This is a genomic window from Rhodococcus sp. NPDC127527 (genome assembly GCF_042672245.1).
GTDB lineage: Bacteria > Actinomycetota > Actinomycetes > Mycobacteriales > Mycobacteriaceae > Rhodococcus_G.
Genome location: NZ_JBHXVP010000001.1, coordinates 316407 through 339485, shown reverse-complemented (window position 1 = coordinate 339485; position 23079 = coordinate 316407). Strand labels below are relative to the sequence as shown.

Annotated in this window: 24 protein-coding genes; 10 read left to right on the top strand and 14 right to left on the bottom strand. The window is 71.0% G+C overall.

The features are described from left to right. Positions 1-14: 14 nt before the first annotated feature. From ACFVH2_RS01605 to ACFVH2_RS01595, 3 genes are all read right to left on the bottom strand, one after another. Entirely contained in the window at positions 15-1403 is a 1389-nt protein-coding gene (locus ACFVH2_RS01605; RefSeq protein ID WP_378420888.1) for a cytochrome P450, read from the bottom strand. A gap of 145 nt (positions 1404-1548) precedes the next feature. Beyond that, complete coding sequence (locus tag ACFVH2_RS01600) at positions 1549-2391, bottom strand: HAD family hydrolase (RefSeq protein WP_378420886.1); 843 nt, start codon at positions 2389-2391, stop codon at positions 1549-1551. A 32-nt stretch (positions 2392-2423) separates the two neighbouring features. Further along, positions 2424-3224: a polysaccharide deacetylase family protein gene (locus tag ACFVH2_RS01595; protein WP_378421383.1), complete on the bottom strand. Its 801-nt coding sequence runs from the start codon at positions 3222-3224 to the stop codon at positions 2424-2426. A 150-nt stretch (positions 3225-3374) separates the two neighbouring features. Between ACFVH2_RS01595 and ACFVH2_RS01590 the strand changes: the two genes are divergently transcribed. After that, positions 3375-4793, top strand: a complete 1419-nt coding sequence (locus ACFVH2_RS01590; RefSeq protein WP_378420884.1) for an ATP-binding protein — start codon at positions 3375-3377, stop codon at positions 4791-4793. Here the strand turns inward: ACFVH2_RS01590 and ACFVH2_RS01585 are convergent. Next, the gene (locus tag ACFVH2_RS01585) at positions 4769-5443 is read right to left on the bottom strand and encodes a response regulator transcription factor (protein ID WP_378420882.1); all 675 of its coding nucleotides are present in this window, start codon (positions 5441-5443) and stop codon (positions 4769-4771) included. The two genes, ACFVH2_RS01590 and ACFVH2_RS01585, sit on opposite strands and share 25 nt — an antisense overlap. A 299-nt stretch (positions 5444-5742) precedes the next feature. Here ACFVH2_RS01585 and ACFVH2_RS01580 point away from each other — a divergent pair, with 299 nt between their 5' ends. Further along, positions 5743-6681 carry an Ig-like domain repeat protein gene (locus ACFVH2_RS01580; protein WP_378420880.1) on the top strand — a complete coding sequence of 313 codons (939 nt, stop codon included), beginning with the start codon at positions 5743-5745 and terminating at the stop codon, positions 6679-6681. A 57-nt stretch (positions 6682-6738) separates the two neighbouring features. Here ACFVH2_RS01580 and ACFVH2_RS01575 read toward each other — a convergent pair whose 3' ends face one another. Both ACFVH2_RS01575 and ACFVH2_RS01570 read right to left on the bottom strand, forming a co-directional pair. Beyond that, positions 6739-7317, bottom strand: a complete 579-nt coding sequence (locus ACFVH2_RS01575; protein ID WP_378421381.1) for a vancomycin high temperature exclusion protein — start codon at positions 7315-7317, stop codon at positions 6739-6741. Positions 7318-7415: 98 nt separating this feature from the next. Then, positions 7416-8171 carry a lysophospholipid acyltransferase family protein gene (locus ACFVH2_RS01570; RefSeq protein WP_378420878.1) on the bottom strand — a complete coding sequence of 252 codons (756 nt, stop codon included), beginning with the start codon at positions 8169-8171 and terminating at the stop codon, positions 7416-7418. Between the two features lie 124 nt (positions 8172-8295). Between ACFVH2_RS01570 and ACFVH2_RS01565 the strand changes: the two genes are divergently transcribed. After that, on the top strand, positions 8296-9843 hold the full coding sequence (locus ACFVH2_RS01565) for a Rieske 2Fe-2S domain-containing protein (protein ID WP_378420876.1): 1548 nt from the start codon (positions 8296-8298) through the stop codon (positions 9841-9843). Between the two features lie 72 nt (positions 9844-9915). Here the strand turns inward: ACFVH2_RS01565 and ACFVH2_RS01560 are convergent, their stop codons facing one another. Both ACFVH2_RS01560 and serS read right to left on the bottom strand, forming a co-directional pair. After that, positions 9916-10311 carry an ankyrin repeat domain-containing protein gene (locus tag ACFVH2_RS01560; protein ID WP_378420873.1) on the bottom strand — a complete coding sequence of 132 codons (396 nt, stop codon included), beginning with the start codon at positions 10309-10311 and terminating at the stop codon, positions 9916-9918. Positions 10312-10385: 74 nt separating this feature from the next. Beyond that, positions 10386-11642 carry a serine--tRNA ligase gene (gene serS, locus ACFVH2_RS01555; RefSeq protein ID WP_378420871.1) on the bottom strand — a complete coding sequence of 419 codons (1257 nt, stop codon included), beginning with the start codon at positions 11640-11642 and terminating at the stop codon, positions 10386-10388. A 240-nt stretch (positions 11643-11882) separates the two neighbouring features. On the opposite strand from serS, the gene ACFVH2_RS01550 reads away from it, so the two are divergent. The 5 genes from ACFVH2_RS01550 to ACFVH2_RS01530 all read left to right on the top strand — a co-directional run bounded on the left by ACFVH2_RS01550 (position 11883) and on the right by ACFVH2_RS01530 (position 15705). Then, positions 11883-12896, top strand: a complete 1014-nt coding sequence (locus ACFVH2_RS01550) for a septum formation family protein (protein WP_378421379.1) — start codon at positions 11883-11885, stop codon at positions 12894-12896. Between the two features lies 1 nt (position 12897). Continuing rightward, positions 12898-13248 (top strand): metallopeptidase family protein, encoded by a 351-nt coding sequence (locus ACFVH2_RS01545; RefSeq protein ID WP_378420869.1) that lies wholly within the window; start codon positions 12898-12900, stop codon positions 13246-13248. A 106-nt stretch (positions 13249-13354) separates the two neighbouring features. Then, positions 13355-13663 (top strand): PE family protein, encoded by a 309-nt coding sequence (locus ACFVH2_RS01540; protein ID WP_378420867.1) that lies wholly within the window; start codon positions 13355-13357, stop codon positions 13661-13663. Positions 13664-13696: 33 nt separating this feature from the next. Further along, entirely contained in the window at positions 13697-14935 is a 1239-nt protein-coding gene (locus ACFVH2_RS01535; RefSeq protein ID WP_378420865.1) for a PPE domain-containing protein, read from the top strand. Then, positions 14932-15705, top strand: coding sequence for an ESX secretion-associated protein EspG (locus ACFVH2_RS01530; RefSeq protein ID WP_378420863.1), 774 nt, complete (start codon positions 14932-14934; stop codon positions 15703-15705). The genes ACFVH2_RS01535 and ACFVH2_RS01530 overlap by 4 nt, the downstream gene beginning before the upstream one ends. Positions 15706-15708: 3 nt before the next feature. On the opposite strand, the gene ACFVH2_RS01525 is transcribed toward ACFVH2_RS01530, so the two are convergent. From ACFVH2_RS01525 to ACFVH2_RS01500, 6 genes are all read right to left on the bottom strand, one after another. Further along, entirely contained in the window at positions 15709-16677 is a 969-nt protein-coding gene (locus ACFVH2_RS01525) for an NADPH:quinone oxidoreductase family protein (protein ID WP_378420861.1), read from the bottom strand. Between the two features lie 96 nt (positions 16678-16773). Then, complete coding sequence (locus tag ACFVH2_RS01520; RefSeq protein WP_378420859.1) at positions 16774-17937, bottom strand: lipase family protein; 1164 nt, start codon at positions 17935-17937, stop codon at positions 16774-16776. Positions 17938-18023: 86 nt separating this feature from the next. Continuing rightward, positions 18024-18632 (bottom strand): TetR/AcrR family transcriptional regulator, encoded by a 609-nt coding sequence (locus ACFVH2_RS01515; RefSeq protein WP_378420857.1) that lies wholly within the window; start codon positions 18630-18632, stop codon positions 18024-18026. 50 nt (positions 18633-18682) lie between these two features. Then, entirely contained in the window at positions 18683-19357 is a 675-nt protein-coding gene (locus ACFVH2_RS01510) for a histidine phosphatase family protein (RefSeq protein ID WP_378420855.1), read from the bottom strand. Positions 19358-19359: 2 nt separating this feature from the next. Next, positions 19360-20280, bottom strand: coding sequence for a prephenate dehydratase (pheA, locus tag ACFVH2_RS01505; RefSeq protein ID WP_378420852.1), 921 nt, complete (start codon positions 20278-20280; stop codon positions 19360-19362). 131 nt (positions 20281-20411) lie between these two features. Further along, positions 20412-21158 (bottom strand): hypothetical protein, encoded by a 747-nt coding sequence (locus ACFVH2_RS01500; protein ID WP_378420850.1) that lies wholly within the window; start codon positions 21156-21158, stop codon positions 20412-20414. Between the two features lie 114 nt (positions 21159-21272). Between ACFVH2_RS01500 and ACFVH2_RS01495 the strand changes: the two genes are divergently transcribed. Together ACFVH2_RS01495 and ACFVH2_RS01490 are read left to right on the top strand one after the other, a co-directional pair. Continuing rightward, positions 21273-22040: a DUF2470 domain-containing protein gene (locus ACFVH2_RS01495; RefSeq protein ID WP_378420848.1), complete on the top strand. Its 768-nt coding sequence runs from the start codon at positions 21273-21275 to the stop codon at positions 22038-22040. An 85-nt stretch (positions 22041-22125) separates the two neighbouring features. Then, positions 22126-22938 carry a CPBP family intramembrane glutamic endopeptidase gene (locus tag ACFVH2_RS01490; RefSeq protein ID WP_378420846.1) on the top strand — a complete coding sequence of 271 codons (813 nt, stop codon included), beginning with the start codon at positions 22126-22128 and terminating at the stop codon, positions 22936-22938. Positions 22939-23079 lie beyond the last annotated feature (141 nt).

Here is a 23079-nt window from a genome sequence, read left to right as displayed (position 1 = left end):
TCGTGCCGGACCCCTCAGCCGGCCAGCCGACGCAGCCCGAGCCGCAACCCCGCGGGCTTGAGCGTGAATTCCTCGGCCACCTCGAGCTCGTAGCCGGGTACGGGTTCGAGGTCGTAGCGGTGCAGGACCAGCGCCAACGCGAGCACGGACTCGTGCAGGGCGAGCTGTCGCCCGATGCACGCCCGCACCCCGGTGCCGAACGGCTTGTAGATGCCGGGCGGCCGGGTGCGCGCCCGCTCGGGCAGGAAGCGGTCGGGGTCGAAGGTCTCGGGGTCCCCGCCCCACACCGGGTCGCGGTGCACGGCGAAGGTGAGCGCCAGTATCGCCTGACCCTCGGCCACCGGGTGACCGCCGACGGTGGTGTCCTGCTTGGGTTCCCGGAGATACCCGGGAGCGATCGGCCACAGCCGGAGCGTCTCGTCGATGACCCGGCGCACGTACTTGAGCCGGTGGATGTCGGCGAACACCGGGTCCGGGTCGGACCCTCGCGGCCACAGCGAGTAGATCTCGTCGCGGGCTCGATCAGCCACCTGGGGATTCGTGGCGAGCAGGTGCAGCGCGAACGAGAGTGTGCCCGAGGTGGTTTCGTGGCCCGCGTTGAGGAACGTGATCACCTGGTTGCGGATGTTCTCGTCGTCGAGTCGCTCGCCGGACTCGGGATCGACGGCGGTGAGCATCAGCGCGAGCAGGTCGTCGGTCGGCGGGTCGGGGTCGAGGCGGCGTGCCGCGATCACATCGTCGACCACCCGGCGCACGTAGGCGACGTCCAGCTCGTTCTGCTTGATCGCCCGGCGACGGACGATGCTGTCGATCCAGTGCACGGGCACGCGGAAGGCCCCGTGGCTGACGTAGGCGAACGTCCGTGACACAGCAGCGGCGTAGGGGTCAGGCTCATCCGCGTCGAACGGCCGGAACCTGTGACCGAAGCCGATGCGGGCGATGGTCTCGAGCGTCAACTTGCTGGTGTCGGCGTGCACGTCGACCGGCCCCCGCTCGGCGGCGGTGTCCCAGTACCCGATGAGTTCCCGGGCGGTCTCGAGGATGATCTCGTGATAGTCCTTCATCGCCGACAGCGAGAAGGCAGGCATCAGGATGTTGTGCGCCTTCGCCCAGTTGGGCTCGCCGGAGTACGCGGTCACCAGGCCGTCGCCGAGGACCTCCCGGGCGACCGTGAACGCGAAGCCGATGTGCTTGCCGAACCTCTTCTCGTCGCCGATCTCTGCGTACTCCTGCAGTCCCGAGACGATGACCGCGGACTGGTTGAAGATCCTCGTCTCGAAGACCGGGCCGAGCCGACGCGCAAGTTCGTGCAGGTTCTGCAGCGGCCGACTCGGATCCGCGGAGAGCAGATCACCGACCACCGGCAGCCGGTGCGGCGGATGTGGAAGCGTCGTGATGGTCATGTCGATCGCCTTCCGATGCAGTGGTCGGGTGCGTAAACCTCGAACGGGCGCACCGTTCGTCCCGCTACCGAGCATCGCCCCCATCCGCGTCACCGCCACGCGTAGTCGACTACTCGAATCGGCCGCGACGGGACCTACCCCTCGATCAGACGGTCCACCAGCGCTCGAGAATGCGAGCGACGCCGTCCGCGGAGTTCGAGGTGGTGACCTCGTCCGCGGCGGCGATCGCGTCGCGGTGCGCGTTCGCCACCGCGACGCCGTGCCGGGCCATCGAGAGCATCGGCACGTCGTTGGGCATGTCACCGAAAGCGAGGATGCCAGCGTCGGCGATGCCGATCCGTTCGGCGAGCGCGCGCAGCCCGGAGGCCTTCGTGACGCCGGGCGCCGCGACCTCGATGAGTCCGTTGTTGGTGGAGTAGGTGAGGTCGACGCGATCGCCGACCAGGGGGGCGAGCCGGGAGATCATGTGCGAGCTGGCGATGCCGGGGAGCCGGATCAGCATCTTGACCGCCGGGTGCGCGAGCACCTCCTCGTCCGAGGTCTCGGTGTTGTCCGGGTTCAGCCAGGCGTGTTCGTAGCCCGGCGAGCTCACGAACTGCGGCGTCGCGGCGTCGTGCGCGCTGTTCCCGACCCGCTCAGCGGCGAGGCCGCTGCCCGGCAGCGCCGCCTCGGCCAGTTCGGCCACCCAGGCGAGGGTCTCGGTGGACAGCGTCACCGCGCCGAGTACCCGGTCGGCGTCGCTGTCGTAGAGAACCGCGCCGTTCGCGCACACCGCGAGCGGCGCGAAGCCGAGGCCGTCGACGACCGGGCTTATCCAGCGCGGGGGCCGGCCGGTGGCGAGCACGAAGGGCACGCCGTCGTCGAGCGCGGCGTGCACCGCGGCTCGGGTGCGGGGGCTGACCCGCTCGTCGTCGTCGATCAGCGTGCCGTCGACGTCGCTGGCGATCAGTTCGGGCTTGGCGTGGCGGGTGTCCTGCACCGCACCCATCTTGCCGCACCCACGACGGGCGCGCCGGTGCGCTACCGCGGACGCACCAGGACGTCGTCGAGGGTGACCATCGACAGCCCACGCTGCTTGACGATGTCGACCAACTGCGGGTACACGTGCGTGACCGGCGGATGGTTCGCGTGCCCGATCACGATGGTCTGCGGGTTGAAGTACTTGCGGGCGCACTCGAGCAGGTAGTCCTCGGTGATCACCTGGGAATCCGACAGCGAGCCGTACCAGAGCGTCGGAACCGTGTAGCCGAGGTCGGCGGCGACGCGGTCGACCGTCGTGTTGTGAAATCCGTACGGCGGCCGGAAGAACGGGGCGCCGTCGACGCCGTACTGGTTCTTCAGGAAGTCGCGGGTGCGTTGCAGCTGGCTCGCGACGCCCGCACTCGACAGCTTGGTGAGGTCCGGGTGGTCCCAGGTGTGGTTGGCCAGCTGGATCTGACCCGAGTCGACAAGTGGCCGAAGCTCTTTCCGATTCACCGTCCAGGAGTCGTAGACGGCGGTGACGAAGAACGTGAACCTGGCGCCGGTGTCCTTCGCGAACTTGACGTACGCCGCCACCACGTCCGAGTTGGTCCCGTCGTCGACCGTCAGGGCCAGGGACGTCCCCTGACCCGGCAACGCGGTGATCGTGCCGGGCGACAGGGTGGTGCGCAGCGCCGCGGCGGGTGGCGGGGCCAGCGGCGGCGTGGTCGGTGCGGGCGGCGGGGCCGGCGGCGCGGGCGGCGCCTCACCGGCAGCCGTTGCGCTGCCTGCGGTCGAGCATCCGGACAGGGCGGCAGCGGCCCCGGCCGCGATCATCGTGATGAACTGCCGGCGGTGCATCACCATGTCGCCAGTGTGCCCGGGTGGTCGACCTGAAACGCGCTCCCCGACCGCCGACACGCGGGCTCTCCGACGACAGACATGACTGGGAGGATCCCAGCGCCCCGCTGTGAAAGCGCTGAGAGCGTGCGACCTGGCACTCTGTACGACATGTCCCTCGGCTGGTTGCACCCGTCGCGGTGGAGCGTGCGCACCAGGTCCGCGGTCGCGGCGGCGGTGGTGGTGACGATCTGCCTGGCGATCGCGGGTGCGGTGCTGCTGCTTGTGCTGTTCCGCTCGCTCGAGCACTCGGCCCAGGACGCCGCGGCCGCCCGCGCCACCCAGATCGCCGGACAGCTCCACGGCGAATCACCCGACCGACTGGACCAGTCGCTGCTCGCCACGGACAGCCAGATCGGCGCGGTCCAGGTCGTCGACGGGCAGGGCCGGGTCCTCGCCGGCTCGAACGGCGCCCCGGACATCGCGCTGGTGCCGGGCGCGCTGTCCCCCGGCGAGGCCCGTGACCTGGGCCGGGTGAAGGGCCCGGACGGTGCGTTCGACTACTGGATGTCCGGGCTCGGCACGACGTCCGTCGGCGTCCCCGCCACCGTCCTCGTCGGCGCGGACCGCGAACCGGTCGAGTCGGTCGCGGAGAAGGTCGGCGGGCTCCTGCTGCTGGGCTCTCCGGTGGTCATCGCGCTGGTCGTGTTCGGCACGTACAGCCTGGTCGGGGCCGCACTCCGGCCGGTGGAGGCGATTCGCACACGGGTCGCCTCCATCTCCGGCCCGGACCTCGGGCGAAGGGTCCCGGTACCGCCGTCCCACGACGAGATCGCGCAGTTGGCCACGACGATGAACGCGATGCTGGCCCGGATCGAGGCGGGCCAGCTCGCCCAACAGCGATTCGTCAGCGACGCCTCGCACGAACTGCGCAGCCCGCTGACCACCATCTCGGCCGCGCTCGAACTCGCTCAGGGCAGGCCGGACCTGGTGGACGCGCCGCTGATCGACGAGTCGCTGTTGCCGGAGACCCGGCGGATGCAGCACCTGGTGGAGGACCTGCTGCTGCTGGCCCGTTCCGACGAGGAGGGTCTCGAGTTCCAGCGCGTCGACGTCGACCTCGACGACCTGCTGTACGGCGAGGAGGTGCGGCTGCGCGGAATCGGTTCGCTGCGAACGGTTTCGCGGATCGCGCCCTGTCGGGTGACCGGCGACCGGGCCGCGCTGCACCGGGTGGTCCGCAATCTCGTCGACAACGCGGCCCGATACGCTCGCTCCACGGTGACCCTGGACTGCCACGGCATCGCCGGCGACGCGGTGGTCACGGTGTCGGACGACGGTCCCGGCATCGACCCGGCCGACCGGGAGCGGGTGTTCGAGCGGTTCGTCCGGCTGGACCCGACCCGGACCCGGTCCTCGGGCGGCACGGGGCTCGGGCTCGCGATCGTCGAGCAGATCGTTCGTTCGCACCACGGCACGGTGACGGTCGGCGAGTCCGACGACGGTGGCGCGGTGTTCACGGTGACCCTGCCGCTGGCGCTACCCGATTCGGGCGGCCCCGACGATCAGCCCTCCTCGACGAGCCGATAGCCGACCCCGCGGACGGTGTCGATGGTCGCGGTGCCGAACGGGGCGTCGATCTTGCGCCGGATGTAGCCGACGTAGACCTCCACGACGTTGTCGTCACCCTCGTAGTGACTGTCCCACACAGCACGCAGGATCTCGGCCTTGGTGACCACATTTCCCTTGTTGCGCAACAGGTATTCGAGCACCCCGTACTCGCGAGGTGTCAGCGCGATCGGCACCTCGCCACGCGCCACCCGACGGCGCGCCGGGTCCAGCGTCAACTCTCCCGCGGAGAGGACGGCGGGCCGCTGCGGCGCGCCCCGGCGCATCAGAGCGCGCAGCCGCGCCAGCAGCACGACGAACGAGAACGGCTTGGTCAGGTAGTCGTCGGCACCGAGGTCGAACGCGTCGGCCTGGTCGTACTCGCCGTCCTTCGCCGAGAGCATCAACACCGGCGTCCACACCTCACGCTCACGCAGCTCGCGCAGCACCTGGTAGCCGTGCTTCCCGGGCAGCATGATGTCGAGCACGACCACGTCGAACTCGCCGGTGGACGCGAGCTCCAGTCCGTCGAAGCCGTCCCGGGCGATGTCGACGACGAATCCCTCCGCGGCAAGTCCGCGTCGGACGGTCTCGGCCAGCCGGGACTCGTCCTCCACCAAGAGAATCCGCATGCACACCTCCACCGACCCGCCGCGGGCCACACTCCATTTGTACCCATCCTGCCGTACCGGCGGGAGCGGATCTCAGCGTTCTCACAGCGCGGCCGCCGGCACGACAACGGGAGCAAACAGTAAAGAACCTGAATAGAACAGGTTTCGTTCTCTCAGCTAACTTTCATTCCCAACGGGGCCGCACGCTGGGCATTTACTTTTTCGTTGATTTTCGACACTAACGAACCGGTTCTCGTTTACGGTCCAGATCACGGAAGTTCTTTACTTTGCTCAGCAAGTACACCACCTGAGGAGTGACCTTGACCTTCACCCACGTTCGCCGCACCGCCATCCCGACGGTCGCCGCCGCTGCGGTCGCCGCGGGCAGCCTGCTGATGGCCTCACCGGCCTCCGCCGCCTCCAACTCGATCGAGTTCCAGGGCGCCTGCCAGGCCCGCGCGGTCCTCACCCAGCACATGTCGCAGACGCTCGGCATGACCATCACCGCACCGGACAGCGCGAAGGTCGGCGAGCAGTTCAGCTACACGATGCAGCCGACCGTGAGCTCGCTGCCCGACAAGGAGTCGATCGCCACGACGACCGACATCCAGCGCCTGAAGATCGACTGGGATCTGCCCGCGAATGCCGAGTTCGTCTCCGCGGTGGTCGTCCCCGGCACCGGCAAGGGCCTCACCGGTGTCGCGCCGTCGGTCATCCGCGTCAACGACGCCGGCGAGCCCGATGCGTCGGGCACGATCCTGCGGCTCTCCGGCGACAACGAGACCGTCGCCAACAGCCCGAAGGCCAGCGCCAACACCCCCGGCGGCATCGCCGTCGAGAAGACCAAGACCGACCTGGACGGCAATCCGACCGCCGACGGTTCCACCAAGTTCCAGCTCCCCGCTGTCACCGTGACGGTCAAGGCGCTGGCCGAGGGTGTCGTCGCGCCGACCGTCCGCGTCGCAGGCGAGGCCGCGAACTACAACAGCGACAAGAACTACGACACCTTCCTGGCCCGCGCGTTCGCGCTCGGCTCGCAGCAGAACGCTCCGACGTTCTGCACGCCGAAGGACGGCAAGAGGCCGGCCAACGACGTGCCCGTCAACGCGGGTGGCAGCGCGCTGGCGACGGTCACCGTCGGCGCGGGCACCGTCGATCCGGGTCCGGGCCCGGACCCGGTCGATCCCGGCACCGGAACCGGCTCGGTCGACTTCGGCTCCGTGGACCTCGGCTCCCTCACGTCGATCCTCGGTTCCTGATCCACGGCTGAACGGGTGAGGCCGGCCCCTCGACGGGCCGGCCTCACCGCGCCGGGTTCAGCCCGCCAGCACCCGTTGGATCGAATCATCCGGCGGGGAAACCACTTTCGGCTCCCTGCTGCTGAGCATGTCCGCGACCGCCTTCGGTCGGGCCAACCACTCGCGCGCGGTGTTCCGGGCGACCGTGACCAATCGGCAGTCGCAGTACGCACGAACCCCGTCCGCCTCGATGCCGACGTGCCGGCACAGCGCCACCGCGCGTGAGACGTGGAAGTCCTGGCTGACGATGAGCGCCTTGCGAATTCCGAATGTCGTCGCGGCGCGGGCGCAGGTGTCGTAGGTGTCCAGGCCGTAGTCGTCGCCGACGATCCGCGCCGGGTCGATGCCCTTGGACACCAGGTACGCGGTCATCGCGGCGATCTCGTTCCCGGAGGTGCCGTTGGCGTCGCCGGAGACCAGCACCGCGCGTGCCTTGCCTGCGTGCACCAGCTCCGCCGCGGCATCGAGGCGGCCGGCCAGGAACGACATCGGTTTGCCGTCCTGAACCTTGGCGCCGAGAACGATCACCACCGGAGCCTCCGGCGCATCGTCCGGGTCGTACACGTGCCCGGCCGAGGCGACACCGATCCAGACCATCGAGCCGAGCACCGTCGCCCCCAGTACCGCGAACACCGCGAGGGCGACGCGCAGCAACCGACGCCTCACGCGATCGCCCTGGCCGAGACGGGCACCGATCAGGATCCGTCCGACGACTGCGCCCGTCGGGCCGCCTTCTGCGCGGCCTCCTCGGCGTCCATCCGGTTCGCCTCGTCGAGGGTCGGCGCGCTGCCGCCGAGCCGCGCCGGCACCCAGTACTCCCCTGCCGGATGCTCGTAGCCCTCCTGCAGCGCGTGCAGCATGCCCTCCATCGTGGCGTGCAGCTTCGCGGTCAGCTCACCGGCCGGCTCGAACGGCTGGATCGGCTCGCCTACCGCGATCGAGATCGGAGTGTTGGTGCGCCCCAACCGCTTCGGGTGGCCCTTGGTCCACACCCGCTGAGCGCCCCAGATGACGATGGGGACGATCGGAACGCCTGCTTCGATCGCCATCCGCGCCGCGCCCGACTTGAAGTCCTTGAGCTCGAAACTGCGGCTGATCGTGGCCTCCGGGTAGACGCCGACGAGCTCGCCGGCACGCAGGTCGGCGACCGCCGCCCGGTACGAGTCGGCGCCCGCCCCGCGGTCGACGGGGATGTGCCGCAGGACTCGCATGATCGGGCCGGAGATCTTGTTGTCGAAGACCTCCTTCTTCGCCATGAAGCGGATGTAGCGCTTCACGCTGCGTACCGGCAGCCCCGCGTAGGTGAAGTCCATGTAGCCCGTGTGGTTCACCGCGATCACCGCCCCGCCCTGGGCCGGGATGTTCTCGTCGCCGCTGACCGTGAACTTCAGGCCCTGGGCGGCGAACACCGTGCGAGCGATGCCGATGATTGTTCTGTAGACGGGTTCCACGATCAGCCAGCGTAGTGCGATCGGCCACACCCGCGCATCATGGCGACCCTGGCCGCACGCGGATGCGCCGCCGTGGGCGCGCCGCCTACGCTGGGACCCGTCGTATATCCCAGGAGGCATACCAGTGCAGGTCACCAGCGTCGGACACGCCGGGTTCCACATCCAGACCGAGGCGGGATCGATCCTGTGCGATCCGTGGGTCAACCCCGCCTACTTCGCGTCCTGGTTCCCGTTCCCGGACAACACCGGCCTGGACTGGGACGCCCTCGGCGACGTCGACTACCTGTACGTCTCGCACCTGCACAAGGACCACTTCGACCCCGAGAACCTGCGCAAGCACGTGAACAAGGACGCGACCGTGCTGCTCCCCGACTACCCCGTGCCGGACCTGCGGCGGGAACTCGAGAACCTGGGTTTCACCAAGTTCTTCGAGACCCAGGACTCCGTCAAGCACACGGTGACCGGCCCCAAGGGCGACCTGGACGTCATGATCATCGCCCTGCGCGCGCCCGCGGACGGCCCGATCGGGGACTCCGGCCTGGTCGTCTCGGACCGCGAGACCACCTGCTTCAACATGAACGACGCCCGTCCGGTCGACATGGACGTGCTGCACGAGCAGTTCGGCAAGATCGACATCCACCTGCTGCAGTACTCGGGCGCGATCTGGTACCCGATGGTCTACGACATCCCGGCGGGCACCAAGCGCAACTTCGGCAAGCAGAAGCGGCAGCGCGGCATGGACCGCTGCCGCAGCTACATCGACCAGGTCGGGGCGACGTGGGTGGTGCCGTCGGCCGGCCCGCCCGTCTTCCTGGACGCGGCGCTGCGCGACCTCAACGACGACCACGGCGACGAGGGCAACATCTTCCCGGATCAGATCGTCTTCCTCGAGCAGATGCGGATCCACGGCAACGACGGCGGACTGCTGATGATCCCCGGCAGCGTCGTCGACATCCACGGATCGGACGCCAGCCTGTCGCACCCGATCCCGGACGCCGAGGTCGACAAGATCTTCTCCGACAAGGCCGCCTACATCGAGGACATGGCGCAGCGGATGGCACCGGTGCTCGCACAGGAGAAGGCCTCCTGGGCACCCGCCGAGGGCGAGCCGCTGCTCGAGCCCCTGCGTGCGAAGTTCGAGCCGATCATGGCGCAGTCGGACGTGATCTGCGACGGCATCGGCTACCCCGTCGGCCTGGTGATGGGCGACGAGACGGTGGTCCTCGACTTCCCCAACCGCACGGTCCGCGAGCCGATCGAGGGAGATGGCAAGTACCGCTACGGTTTCCGCATCGCACCCGAGCTGGTTCGAACAGTGCTGCGCGACGACGAGCCGGACTGGGTCAACACCATCTTCCTGTCCACCCGGTTCGAGGCCTGGCGAGTCGGCGGCTACAACGAATTCCTCTACACGTTCTTCAAGTGCCTGACCGACGAGCGGATCGCCTACGCGGACGGCTGGTTCGCCGAGGCGCACGACGACAGCGCGTCGATCGAGTTGGGCGGCTACGAGATTCAGCGTCGCTGCCCGCACCTCAAGGCGGACCTGTCCAAGTTCGGCGTGGTCGAGGGCAGCAACCTCACCTGCAACCTGCACGGCTGGCAGTGGGACCTCGAGACCGGCCGCTGCAAGACCTCGAAGGGTCACGAGCTGCGCTCGTCGAAGCTCTGACCTGCCACGTCGAACGGGCGGTTACCGGAACGTCGGTCGAGTGACCGGCCCGGTATCCGCCCGTTCGGCGTCCTACGACAGGTCCCACAGCGTCAGGTAGTCCTCGCGGCCGAACATCTTCGCCGAATCGACGGCGGTGGGATGGCCCGCGTTCGGGTCGGCGCCGGCCGCCGCGAGGACCCGGACCACCGGCGCCTCGCCCTTGAAGATCGCGCCCGCGACGGGTGACTGGCCGCGCTCGTTGAGCCGGTCGACGTCCGCGCCCCGGTCGATCAGCAGCTGCACGGCCTCGGCGTGACCGTGGTACGCGGCGAGCATCAGCAGGGTGTCGCCGCTGCCGTTGGCCAGGTTCACCGGGACACCCGCCTCGAGGTAGGCGGCAAGGGTCGAGGTGTCACCGGCCCGAGCCGCGTCGAAGACTCGCTGTGCGATCTCCTGGAGCCGGGGGTCGATCGGGTCGTCCGTCATGCACCGACGTTACCGAATGGGGCATTCGGTCGTTCTGACCGACCAAATGTCCCATTCGGGAAGCGAGGGTGGGGTTACGGCCGCAGGACGTCGGTGCCGACGAACGGCTGCAGCGCGACCGGCACGGTGACACTGCCGTCGGCCTGCTGGTGGTTCTCCAGGATCGCGACGATCCACCGGGTGGTGGCCAGGGTGCCGTTGAGGGTCGCGGCGGTCTGCGGCTTGCCGTTCTCGTCCCGGTACCGGGTGCCGAGGCGCCGCGCCTGGAAGGTGGTGCAGTTCGAGGTCGAGGACAGCTCGCGGTAGGCACCCTGGGTGGGCACCCAGGCCTCGCAGTCGAACTTGCGCGCCGCGGACGAACCGAGGTCGCCGCCGGCGACGTCGATGACCCGGTACGGCACCTCGATGGCCGCGAGCATCTCCCGCTCCCACCCGAGCAGCCGCTGATGCTCGGCATCCGCGTCCTCGGGCTTGCAGTAGGTGAACATCTCGACCTTGTCGAACTGGTGCACGCGGATGATGCCGCGGGTGTCCTTGCCGTGGCTGCCGGCCTCACGGCGGAAGCAGGAGGACCAGCCGGCGTACCGCTTCGGCCCCTCGCTCAGGTCGAGGATCTCGCCGGAGTGGTACCCGGCGAGCGGGACCTCCGACGTGCCGACGAGGTACAGGTCGTCCTGCTCGAGGTGGTACACCTCCTCGGAGTGCTGGCCGAGGAACCCGGTGCCCTGCATGATCTCCGGCCGGACCAGCACCGGCGGGATCATCAGGGTGAAGCCGTTCGCGGTCGCCTTCTGCGCGGCCAGCTGCAGCAGTCCCAGCTGGAGCATCGCGCCCGCGCCGGTCAGGAAGTAGAAGCGGGCGCCGGAGACCTTCGCGCCGCGCTCCATGTCGATCAGGCCGAGCGACTCGCTGAGCTCGAGGTGGTCCTTCGGCTCGAAGTCGAAGGTCGGGATCTCGCCGACCGTGTCGAGGGTGACGAAGTCGTCCTCGCCGCCGGCGGGCGCCCCCTCCTGCACGATGTTCGAGATGGCGCGGGCCGCGGCGTCGAGCGCGGCGTCCGCCTCGTGCTGCGCGGCCTCGGCGTCCTTGACCTTCTGCGCGAGTTCCTTCGACCCGGCGAGCAGCGCGGGCCGCTCCTCGGCGGAGGCCTGGCCGACCTTCTTGCCGAGGGCCTTCTGCTCGGCCCGCAGGTTGTCACCCGCGAGCACCGCGGCCCGACGGGACTCGTCGGCGGACAGCAGCGCGTCGACCAACCCGGGGTCCTCACCCCTGGTGCGCTGTGAGTCGCGGACGACGTCGGGGTTCTCGCGCAGGAATTTGAGGTCAATCACAAGGACAAACCCTACTTGGTCGACCCGCGGCGCCGATTTCGGTTTCCGACGCGGAGGCCAGGCGGGCGCGGGAAAGACCGGCCCCGCCCCGGCTGGCAGGCATGATGGAGGGCGATGGCCGACGAACACACCCCCGACAACGTAGACCCGAGCACCGGACCCGCGAACGACGCGCAGGCCCGCGACGGCGCGGCGCCCGACGGTCCCGGACCGCTGGTGACCAGGCTGTCCGGACGCCACATGTCGGCGCGGACCACCCGGCGCGGGTTGATCGCGATCGCGTTGGGCGCGGTGCTCGCCGCGATCGCCACCCTGGTGATCTCCGGCGGCTTCCACAGCGGCAGCGAACTGACCACCCACCCCAACAACGGCGGACCGATGTCCACCGGCGCCGTCGCGGGCAAGGCGTTCGGCACCGCGGGCACGGGCGACTGCCTGACCTGGACGAAGGAGGACGCCAGCGACCTGACCAAGGTGGACTGCTCGGACAAGCATCTGTTCGAGGTGGCCTCCGAGGTGGACCTGAGCATCTTCCCCGGCGCCGAGTTCGGTCCGGGTTCACGCTTCCCCGGCGTGCTGCGCTTCTCCCAGCTCCGCAACGAACACTGCGCGCCCGCGGTCGTCGAGTACCTCGGCGCCCGGTACGACCCCAACGGCAAGTTCAGCGTCGGGCTGATCAATCCCGGCGAGGCCGGGTGGGCGGCCGGCGAGCGCACGCTGCGCTGCGGGCTGCAGCGCTCGAGCACCACCGGCACGCCGCTGCCGATCGTCGGGACCGTGGTCGGCCAGGACGAGTCGAAGGTGTGGGACGCGGGCACCTGCATCGGCATCAATCAGAACGTTCCCGCGGACCCGGTCGACTGCTCGCAGCCGCACGCGTTCGAGGTGATCTCCGTGGTGGACCTGGGCGCCAAGTTCCCCGGCGGCTACCCGGCCGTGCCCGACCAGGACAAGTACCTCGAGGAGACCTGCACCCAGGCCTCGAACGAGTACCTCGGCTCCCCCGACGCGCTGCGGAACAAGACCCTCACCCTGTTCTGGGACAACATCGAGCTCAGCAGCTGGCTCGCGGGCAGCCGGAAGGTCAACTGCTCGGTCGGCAAGGAGCTCGACAGCGGCGGGTTCGCGCCGATCACCAACAGCGCCAAGGGCGACATCCTGATCAGCGGCGCGCCGCCGGTGGCTCCCCCGGCCGAGCCCGAGGGACGGTCCCGGCCGGTACCGCTGCCCGGCGCCGCTCCGTTGGGTAACTGACGTGGCCGTTTCGATGACCGAGGACCGCTTCGAGGAGTTGGTCTCGGAGGCACTGGACCTGATCCCGCCGGAGCTGGCGCGGGCGATCGACAACGTCGTCGTCCTGGTCGAGGACCGCGACGAGCACGACCCCGGCCTGCTCGGGCTCTACCACGGCATCGCGCTGACCGAGCGGGACAGCCACTACGGCGGTGCGTTGCCCGACACCATCACCATCTATCGCGAGGCGCTGCTCGAGATGTGCGACAGCGAGGAGCAGGTGGTCGAGGAGGTCGCGGTGACGGTCATCCACGAGATCGCGCACTACTTCGGCATCGAGGAGGAACGACTGCACCAGCTCGGCTGGGGCTGACGCAGTCGAATTCGGCGGAACCGCGCGGTCGGTCGCGGCGTCCAATCTCCTGACGGGTCAATATCGACGAGCACGCCTCGTCGAGTCCACCGAGGAGGCCGAGACCATGCCAGGCCACGTGTACGTCTCTCCCGACGCTCTCATCTCCGCTGCCGTGCAGCTCGAGTCCCTCGCGGAACGCCTCCGTATCTCCGTCGAGGTCAACGGACCCGCCCTGCACATGGCGCCCGCGGGCACCGACGAGGTGTCGACGATGGCCGCGGGGTTCTTCAATTCGGTCGCGGACAGCTTCCTCCCGTCCGCCGCCTCCGGGATCACCGAACTCGTGACGGCCGCCGCGGCCCTGCGCAAGCACGCCGCCGAGTACCAGGGCCTCGACCACAGCTTCGGCGCCTCGCTCGCCGAGGGTATGTGACGCCGCACCAACCGGATCCGAGGAGACAACGACATGACCATGGGATTCACCGGGGTCGTCTGGCTGCCCCGCGGAGCCACCTGGAACTCCACCGCACTCAACGCAGGCGTCGGACCGGTCCAGCTGTCCGCGGCGAGCACGGCCTGGACGGCCCTGACCGCCGGCCTCGCCGACGCGACCGCCACCCTCACCAAGGTGATGGGCGAGCTGGGCGCCGGGTGGCAGGGCCTCGCCTTCGACAGCGCACTGTCCAGACTCGTCCCGTTCCACGCCTGGACCGAGGCCGCGGGCGCCATGGCCGCCGCGACCGCCACCAAGGCCGCGACCGAGGCCGGCGCACACACGGTCGCGCGGATCGCGATGCCCAGCCTGGCGGAGATCGCCGCGGTCAAGACCGCGAAGGCGGTCGCGTACACGACCGGCGGCGCGCTGGCGGGCGCCGGGGCCGCCACCGAGGCCGCCGACCGCGCCATGGACGTCCGGGCCGCCCTGGTGATGGAGGCCTACGAGGCCGCCTCGAGCATCGTGGCGGTGCCGCAGAGTTTCAGTTCCCCGCCGCCGCTGGCCAACGGCGTCGGCACGGCGTCGGCCGGCGCACCCGACGCGGTCCCGCCGAGCACGATCGCCGCCGACCCCGCGGTGAGCCCGGCGCAGGCTGCTCTCGGCGCGGTGCTGGCGCAGGCGCAGAACCCGGCGGTGGTCGGCGTCGCCACACAGGCGGGCAGCATCGCCGGTTCCGGCGTGAGCGCGGTCGCCTCGACGACCACGTCCCTAGCCCCGTCGGCGATCTCCGCGTTCACCGGCGCCGCCGCGGACCCCGTGCTCGGCGGGACCGCGACGAGCGGGATCGCGACGAACGGGCCCGGGACCCGCTCGTCGGCAGGTGGCTTCGCGGCCACCCGCCCGGTCGGCGCGCTCGGTTCCTCGGGTGCGGTGGGCGGCAGCGGAATCGGCTCGGCTGCGCTGCCGGGCTCCGGCGGGACCGGCCGCGCGGTGCTGCCGGAGGGCTGGGGCGCCTCCCCGACGGGCGGCGACCCGGCGCCCCTGCCCGGGCGCGGCGGCGGCCCCACCACGGCCGTCGGCGCCGATCTCGCCCGCGCGGACGCCGCCGCGGCCCCGCCCCGCGCGGGCCACCTGGGATCACCGGGCACCGGCCGCGGGTTCGGTCAGGACGACGAGGAGCACCGCACGCCGGACTATTTGAAGGGCCTCGAGCACTTCGGCGACGGGCGCGTGGTGATCCCCTCCGTCATCGGGGCGGATCCTCGGTGAGCCCGCTCGAGTCGGTGACTCTCGACCTCGACGAGATGGACCTGCTGGTCCACCTGCTCGCGGTGGACGAGCTGCCGGTGGTGCTCGACGCCGGCCCCCGCTTCGACTCGTCTCCCGCCCGCGACGCCGCGCTCGCCAGGGCCCGGGAGACGCTGGCCGAGCGTGGTCTGCTCCCCGCGGGAGCACCACATCCGGACGTGGCCGACTGGGTCGCTCTGCTCGCCCGACCGTGTGCCGAGATCGCGCTGCGCTGGTACACCACGGGCCGGACCGAGGTCTCGCGCCTGTGCCTGGTTCGCGCTCCGGCAGGCGAACTGCTCGCCCTGCGCGGCCCGAATTCGTATGTGCTGCAACCGTCCGACGGTCACGGCCCGGAACTGCTGCTCGACGCGGTCGGACGCTCGGCGCCGCTCGACTTCGGCCCGGTCAACGCACCGACCGACCAGCTGATCGGCGCGCTGGGGGACTGCGCGAATCGGCTGTCCACGGCCCGACGGCTGGCCGAGCTCGGGATCGACGAGTCCGACGCGAGCACCCTCGCGACGGCATTGGCCGGTATCCGCGCCCACGCCGAGATCGTCGGGATCCGGCACGCCGACGCCGCGGTGACACAGATCGGCGGACCGGTGACGGCGTTCGACACCGACCGCGGCCGGATCGTCGGGACGTCGAGCGTGTCCGCGGACGGGGTCGCGTGGTCCACGCTCAGCCCGGGCAGCGACGCCCGCTTCCGGCAGGCGCTGGCGGACCTGATCGCCGAATTGCGCTGACACTCACGCACCGAACCGCAGCGCCACCTTCCCCGCCGCGGAACGGGTCTCGAGCGCCCGCAACGCCTGCGACGCCTCGTCGAGCGCGAACGTAACGGGCTCCGTGATCCGCAGCTCACCGGACGCGAGCAGCGGACCGAGCTGGGACCACTGCCGCGCCGGGTAGTCCGGAACCGCCCGCAGGTACTCTCCCCATCCCGCTCCGAGCACCGAGACATTGTTCAGCAGAAGGCGATTCACCTTGACGGTCGGGATGTCGCCCCCGACGAACCCGAGCACCACCAGGCGTCCGCCGGTGGCCAGGCTGCGGATGCTGTCGGTGAACCGGTCGCCGCCGACGGGGTCGATCACGATGTCGACGCCCCGGCCACCGGTGATCTCGCGAACGCTCTCGCGCCACCCCTCGACCGACACGACGTGGGTCGCGCGGTTGGCCCGCGCGACGTCCGCCTTCGCCTCGGTGCTCACGACCGCGATCGTCTCCAGGCCCAGCGCGGCCGCCACCTGCAGCGTCGCCACCCCGAGACCGCCGGCCGCGCCGTGCACCAGCACGGTCTCGCCCGCGAGGCACCGGGCCCGCTCCACCAGCGCGAAATGTGCCGTCATGTAGTTCATCAGGAAGCCGGCTCCGGCGGTGAGCGAGACCGCGTCCGGCAGTGGGTACACCGATGCCGGCGGCACCGCCACCGTCTGCTGCCAGGCACCGCCCGGGGCCAGCACCGCGACCCGGGCCCCGACGGTCACGCCGGAATCGGCGGGCGCGCTGCGCACGATCCCCGCGCCCTCGACGCCCGGCACGAACGGCAGCGGCCGCACCACCTGGTAGCCGCCGGAGGTCTGGAGCAGGTCGGGGTACGAGACACCCGCCGCGTGGAGGTCGACCACGACAAGACCGTCGCCGGCGGGTTCGTCCGTCTCCACGACGCACACACCGTCAGGACCGATCGTCTCGGTCACGTGAACCGCCTTCACACACGCCTCCTGGCTCGTTGGCCGCGTCCTCACGCGGATCCCTCATCCGTACCAGAGCGCCGCTCGCCTGGGAACCCGCGGCGGATCGAGCGCGGGTCAGCAGGCGCTCCCCGTGCACGGCTTCTCGCCCTTGAACAGCGCCGCCACGAACGGCGTGCTGTCGGCCTCGGAGGCGGGCACGGTGCCCAGGTGGTCGGTCGGGTAGGTGTGGAACGCGAAGTCGACCCGGTTCGCGGTCAGATCCGCAACCAGCTTCAGCGTCAACGGGATCGGGACGTCGAGGTCCTGCTGGCCCTGTCCGATGAAGACCGGGCGGTCGTAGCCGCTGGTCGGCACGGTGAGGATGGTGCGGGCCGCGTCGACGAACGCCGGGGTGTCGATCGACTTCGAGAAGAGCTGGCCGATCGAGACGTCCGCGTACTTGGTCCGCGCGTCGGAGTAGCAGATGTTGTTCTCGACGTCGTCGAGGATGGTCTTGCCGAGCGGGCTCAGGTACGAGTCGATGTCGACGTCCGGACGCGCGGCGCGCAGCCCGTCGAGGGCGTTGGCGATGTAGACCGTGGTGCCCTTGAGTGGCAGCTTCGGGAACGCCGGCCCGCCGAGCGGCAGCAGGTTCTCGATGTTCGACGGCACGCCGGTCGCGACCGCGCCGCGGTAGTCGAGTTCCGGCGCGTACGCGGTGGCGAGATTGGCGGTGAACATGGTCGCCTGACCGCCCTGGGACTGGCCCATCGCGACCCACCTGTCGGACAGCTCCGGGGTCACCGAGCGCGCCGCGCGCACCATGTCGACCACGCTGTGCGCCGCCGAGCGACCGTCCAGGTAGGGGTGCACGCCCTCGGTGCCGAGGCCCACGTAGTCCGTTGCGACCACGGCGTAGCCCTGCGAGAGCCAGTGCCCGAGTCCGCGCACCGTCCGGTCGGCCGGCACGTTCGCGCTCGGCGCGCACTGGTCGGCGACGCCGGTGGTCCCGTGCGCCCAGGAGACGACCGGCCAGCCGCCCTCGGGCGCCGTGCCCTGCGGGACGTAGACGACGCCGGTGCTGAGCATCGGCTTGTCCCCGGGCCCCTGCGACCAGTACGTCAGCAGCGACGCCTTCGCGATCCCCGGCAACCAGCGGTCGTGGGGCAGTTCGGCGTTCTTCACGACGGCACCCGGAGCTCCGGTGGCCGGGGCTGCGCCCGCGGGCGCAGCGGCGCACATCGCAGCGACGGCCACCGCGGTCGCGCCCACGAACAGGGCGCGCAGTCGACTGGTCAAGGCAGTTCTCCTCACGGTTGTGCGCCCGGTCACATCGCGACCGGGCACACAGACCATAGAAGTAGCTCTACCAGTTGGTCAAGCAATCATTGGCCGGCCGGGCGCCACCGGTCGATCTTCGCGGCGATTCCATCGACGAACAGCGCGAACGCCCCGTCCACCCGGGCCCGGTCACCGGTCCCGAGCAGGTCCAGCGTGAGCCCGCGCACCTGGGCCAGGATCAGCGTCGCCTCGAGTGGCACCTCGTCCTCGGGGCAGCCCGCCGCCCTGAGCCCCAGCTCGAGCGCCGTGAGCCACTGCCCGACGAATCGCGACAGGAACCGCTCGTTCTCCGCGGGACGGAGCACCGCCTGTACGTAGATCTCCAGCATCACCCGGAACCGCGGCAGAACGGCGGGATCCGTTCGCGTGGACCACCATCCGGTCAGCAGCGCGATCGGATCGGCGTCGTCGTCATCGAGCAGCTCGAGCGGAATCGACTCACCGCGCATGTTCTCGACGACCTCGGCGAGCAGATTCTCCTTGCTCCCGAAATGATGGAGCAGCGAGGCGTGCGAGACGCCGACCTCCTTGGCCATCGGTCGCATCGAGAGGCCGAGAACCCCGTGTTCGACGACATAGCCGGTGACGGCGGCGAGCAGCTCCGCGCGTCGGCCCGCGTACCGCTGGCTGCGCTTGTCGACTCGCTCGGTCACATCCACAGCCTACGCAACGCCGAAACTCGTTGAACGGGAAGGATTGCCGCTCACCCCATCGGATCGTCGAGCACGTCCTCCGCCGGCGCGAAGAACGGCGGCAGCAGCGCCCCCCAGCGCACGCACTTCCACCCGCCGCCGGCGGTCGGGGCCAGCTCGATTGTCTGGGTATTGTCCAGGTGGGTGTCCGCGGAGAAGGTGCCGTCGACATCCGCGAGGTAGCGGGCGACGAGGCGGATGGCGGCGCCGTGACTGACCACGAGGACGTCGCCGTCCTCGTCCGCGCGGGCGCCGTCGAGGAACTCCGACCGCAGCGAGCTCACCACCGGGAGGTACCGCTCCAGGATGTCCTCGCCGGACTCCCCGCCGGGGATCCGTGCGCCGAGCTCCCCCGCGTGCCAGGAGTGGAACACCCGCGCGAACAGCTCGTGCGAGGCGCGGTCGGACCGGTCCTCGAGCTCGCCGGCCTGCGCCTCGTGGATGCCCTCGCGCACCTGCACGGTGATACCGGACGCCAGCTCGACGAAGCTCGCGGTCTGCCTGGCACGCAACGCTTCCGACGCGACCACGGCCTTCGGGGGCGGACCGGTCAGTGCGGTCCCGTAGGCCAGGGCCTGCCCCTCCCCGTGCTGGGTCAGCCGGGCGCCCGGCAGTCGGGTGTCCAACCGCCGGGCCACGTTCGCCTCGGTCTGACCGTGCCGGACCAGGATCAGCTTGCCCGCCACCGTCAGTACCCTCCGTCCGGCTCGCCGGCCCGGATGCGGCGAAGCCACTCGGCGGCCTCCTCGTCCGACGGCGGACGTTGCCCGCCGGGGGTCGCGGCCGGCCACGATCCCAGGAACCGCACCGTGTGCTTGCGGTGCAACGCCTTGAGCGCCTCCGCGACCGCGGTGTCCTCGATGTGTCCGATGCAGTCCAGGTAGAACTTGTACGTGCCGAACTCGACCCGCGTCGGACGTGACTCGATACGGGTGAGATCGATTCCACGAGTGGCGAATTCGGACATGGCGCTGACCAGTGAGCCCGGCGAGTTGTCCAGCTGCAGCACCACCGCCGTGCGGTCGGCTCCGGTCGCGGCCGGCGCCGGGCGGGGACGGGTCACCAGCACGAAACGCGTTCGCGCACCGTCGAAATCGGCCACCGAGTCGGCCAGCACGGCCAGCCCCAGCCGCTCACCCGCGAGCGCCGTGGACACCGCCGCGTCCGCCGACCCGGCCGCCACGTCCTCCGCGGCGCCGGCATTGGAGGAAGCGGATTCGACGGCGGCGTCGGGCATGTTCTTCTCGATCCACATCCGCACCTGCGCGCCCGCCACCGGATAGGCGCGGATGGTGCGCACCTGCGCGAGCGTGGTACCGGGGCGCGCCACGATCGTAAAACTCACGTCCAGTTCGGTTTCCGCGACGATCTGCAGCCGGTCCTCGACCGCGAGGGCGTCGAGGGTGGGCGGCACCGGACCCTCCACCGAACTCTCGATCGGGACCACTGCGCCGTCGACGGTTCCCGCGCGCACCAGGGCGAGCGCGGCGGGCGGACTCTGCGCGGCCACCCGCTCGACTGGCCCGTCGAAGGCACCGGACGACTCGAGCTGGGCGAGGGCCATCTCGGTGAAGGTCCCGGACGGTCCGAAGTAGGCGATGCGTGGCACCGGTCCAGATTACGCACCCCCACCGGCACCCCGGCCGGACCCGACCCGACCCGACCGGTCGCGCACCCCGCCGATTCGAGTGAACGGAAGCGTTCACTCGATCAGATCGAACGAACGGTACGTTCACTCGGTCAGGGGCGGGGCGAGGCGGTGCCGAGGGCGGCGGTGATGCCGCGCGCGAGCAGGTGCGCCTCGACCGCGGCGGCGTCCACGACCGCGATCCCCAGCAGCACCTCGCGGACCGCGCCGGCCGCGGCGGCGCTGAGCGCGGCTACGGGAGCCGGGTCGGCTCCGACGTAGGCGGCGCGGATGTCGTCGCCGCGCAGGGCCGCGACCGTCGCCGCCAGGATCGCGACCACCTCGTCCCCGCTCCCGGCGCGGGCGACGAAGCCGGCGTCGGAATGCGCGAGCACGGCGAGGAAGTCGGCCACGTCCGCGTCGGCGAGGCCGGCGTCGAGCCCCGGGTGCGCCCCCGCGGCAGCTATCCGCTCGGCCGATTCGGCCGCCCATCCGCGGCCGGCACCCCCGGGTTGGACGAACACCGCGAGCGGGGCGGGCAGCGGACGCGGATCACCCTGCGCGAGCGCGACGGCGTCGTCGAGGTGCTCGAGCGGGCAGTCCACCTCGACGCGCGTGAGTACCGGCCCGTCCCGCTCGGGCAGTCGGTCGAGGTCGGTGCCCAGTCGCACCCACAGCGGCCCGTCGGACGACTCGGCCCCGTCGAGCGCGGAGACCGGCAGGACCGGCGGCCCGAAGAGCTCGCCGCGGCGCCGCGCGCGTGCGCCCGTGACGTCGGTGCAGATCTCGGACAGCAGGCCGGCGAACGGCGGTCGCGGATCGTTCGGGGTGGGCGGATGCAGGGTGAGCAGGGTGGACACGGCTCCACGGTAGCCGCGCGGGTAGGCCTTGCGCGTCCCGGGACCCTGCACGTAACTTAGGCATGGCTAACCTACTGCGACTCCGAACTCCGGGGACCGAAAGGAGCACCGCCGATGACCGCGTCCACCCCGCTCGCACCGTCCACGGCCGAACGCGTCCGCAGCGCGTGCGCCCGCGCGCGGCCGGCCGTCCTCGCGGTCGACGGCATCGAACCCGTCACCGTCCCCGTCCAACACCTGCGCGCGTGCGGCGACGTGGTGCTCACCGTCCCGACCGACTCCGCCGTCACCGCGCTCAGCTGGCAGGCCTCGCGCGCCGGACTGCCCGCGCTCCTCGAACTCACCGACCAGGCCCCGCTGGACCTGCGCGAACCGGTCCGTTCGCTGGTGTGGCTGCGCGGCGCGCTGCACGCGGTGCCGCCCGAGGCCTCGCGCGCGCTGGCCGCGGCGGTCGCGGCCGAGCATCCCGACCCCGCCCTCCTCGACGTCGGGTACACGACCACCCTGCTTCGGCTCGTGCTCGGATCCGCGGTCGTCGCGGACGGTCACGGCGCCGAACCCGTGCCGCTCGACGACCTGTTCGCCGCCCGCCCAGACCCCTTCCACGCGGTCGAGGACTGCTGGCTCGAGCACCTCGAATCCGACCACGGCGACCTGATCCGTCAGCTCGCGCAGCGCCTGCCGCGGAATCTGCGCACCGGGCAGGTCCGTCCCCTCGGCCTGGACCGGTACGGGGTCCGGCTGCGGATCGAGGGCGCGGACGGGGACAGCGACGTCCGGCTCTCCTTCGACAGTCCCGTCGACGACGCGGCCGCGCTCAACCGGGCGCTGCGCCTGCTCGTCGGGTGCCCGTTCCTCAACGGGCTGCGCGCGCGACCCTGACCGACGGGGCTCCGCGCCCCGTCCGCGCCTTTCACCCCGGTCGGGGTGCCGATCGTGGAGGGGCGGGAGGCGCTACCGTCACGGTGTGACCCGGCTCGACGACTGGCTCCGGCCCGCCCCGCACCCGCAGACCGAGCCGGCGCCCGACCCCGCCGAGCGCCGCGCACTGTGGGTCGAGATCACCATCGTCCTGCTGGTCACCTTCGGACTGAGCGCGCTGTCGAGCGTGCTCTCGCTCGCCGAGAGCGCGCTGGCCCCCGGCGAACTCTCCGACCAGACGATCGCGCTGAACGCGTCCCGCTCCACCGTCGGCTGGATCGACCTCGGCCGCCAACTGCTCGGCATCGTCAGGCTCTGCGCCTGGGCGGCGCTCGGCCTGTACATGCTCTGGCGCAGCGGCCTCGGCCCGGAGAAGGTCGGCCTGAGCCGCAGGCCCGGATGGCGTCGCGACCTGCTGCCGGGGGTGGGCCTGGCCGCGCTGATCGGACTGCCGGGCCTCGGCCTGTACCTGGCGGCGACCGCGATCGGCGCGAACGTCACCGTGCTCCCCAGCACCCTCGGCGAGCACTGGTGGCGACTGCCCGCGCTGCTGCTGTGGGCGTTCGCGAACTCCGCCGCCGAGGAGGTGCTGGTGGTCGCGTACCTGATCTCGCGGCTGCGCCGGCTCGGCTGGGGCGAGAACTCCTCGCTCCTGGCCTCCGCGGTGCTGCGTGGCAGCTACCACCTGTACCAGGGCCTCGGCGGCGGCCTCGGCAACGTGGTGATGGGCCTGGTTTTCGGCCGCTACTGGCAGCGCACCGGCAGGTTGTGGCCGCTGATCGTGGCGCACTGGCTGATCGACGCGGTCGCGTTCGTCGGGTACACCGCGCTTCGCGGCCACGTGTCCTGGCTGCCCTGACCCGTACAGTTTCTGTGGTGAACGGCGACCACTACCAGCCCCGCGACCCCCGGGACCCCCGCGCGGGTCGCGGCGGTGCGCCGCGTCCGCAACCGTGGGGACCGAATCAGCCGCCCGCGTCGAACCAGCCGCCGCGACGAC

Coding starts and splice junctions, on each gene's coding strand:
- ACFVH2_RS01495 (WP_378420848.1), top strand. CDS start 21,273: ATGACCGCGTCCACCCCGCTCGCACCGTCCACGGCCGAACGCGTCCGC.
- ACFVH2_RS01585 (WP_378420882.1), bottom strand. CDS start 5,443: ATGCGGATTCTCTTGGTGGAGGACGAGTCCCGGCTGGCCGAGACCGTC.
- ACFVH2_RS01560 (WP_378420873.1), bottom strand. CDS start 10,311: ATGACGGACGACCCGATCGACCCCCGGCTCCAGGAGATCGCACAGCGA.
- ACFVH2_RS01590 (WP_378420884.1), top strand. CDS start 3,375: ATGTCCCTCGGCTGGTTGCACCCGTCGCGGTGGAGCGTGCGCACCAGG.
- ACFVH2_RS01575 (WP_378421381.1), bottom strand. CDS start 7,317: ATGGTCTGGATCGGTGTCGCCTCGGCCGGGCACGTGTACGACCCGGAC.
- ACFVH2_RS01550 (WP_378421379.1), top strand. CDS start 11,883: ATGTCGGCGCGGACCACCCGGCGCGGGTTGATCGCGATCGCGTTGGGC.
- ACFVH2_RS01540 (WP_378420867.1), top strand. CDS start 13,355: ATGCCAGGCCACGTGTACGTCTCTCCCGACGCTCTCATCTCCGCTGCC.
- ACFVH2_RS01600 (WP_378420886.1), bottom strand. CDS start 2,391: ATGGGTGCGGTGCAGGACACCCGCCACGCCAAGCCCGAACTGATCGCC.
- ACFVH2_RS01595 (WP_378421383.1), bottom strand. CDS start 3,224: ATGCACCGCCGGCAGTTCATCACGATGATCGCGGCCGGGGCCGCTGCC.
- ACFVH2_RS01535 (WP_378420865.1), top strand. CDS start 13,697: ATGACCATGGGATTCACCGGGGTCGTCTGGCTGCCCCGCGGAGCCACC.
- ACFVH2_RS01605 (WP_378420888.1), bottom strand. CDS start 1,403: ATGACCATCACGACGCTTCCACATCCGCCGCACCGGCTGCCGGTGGTC.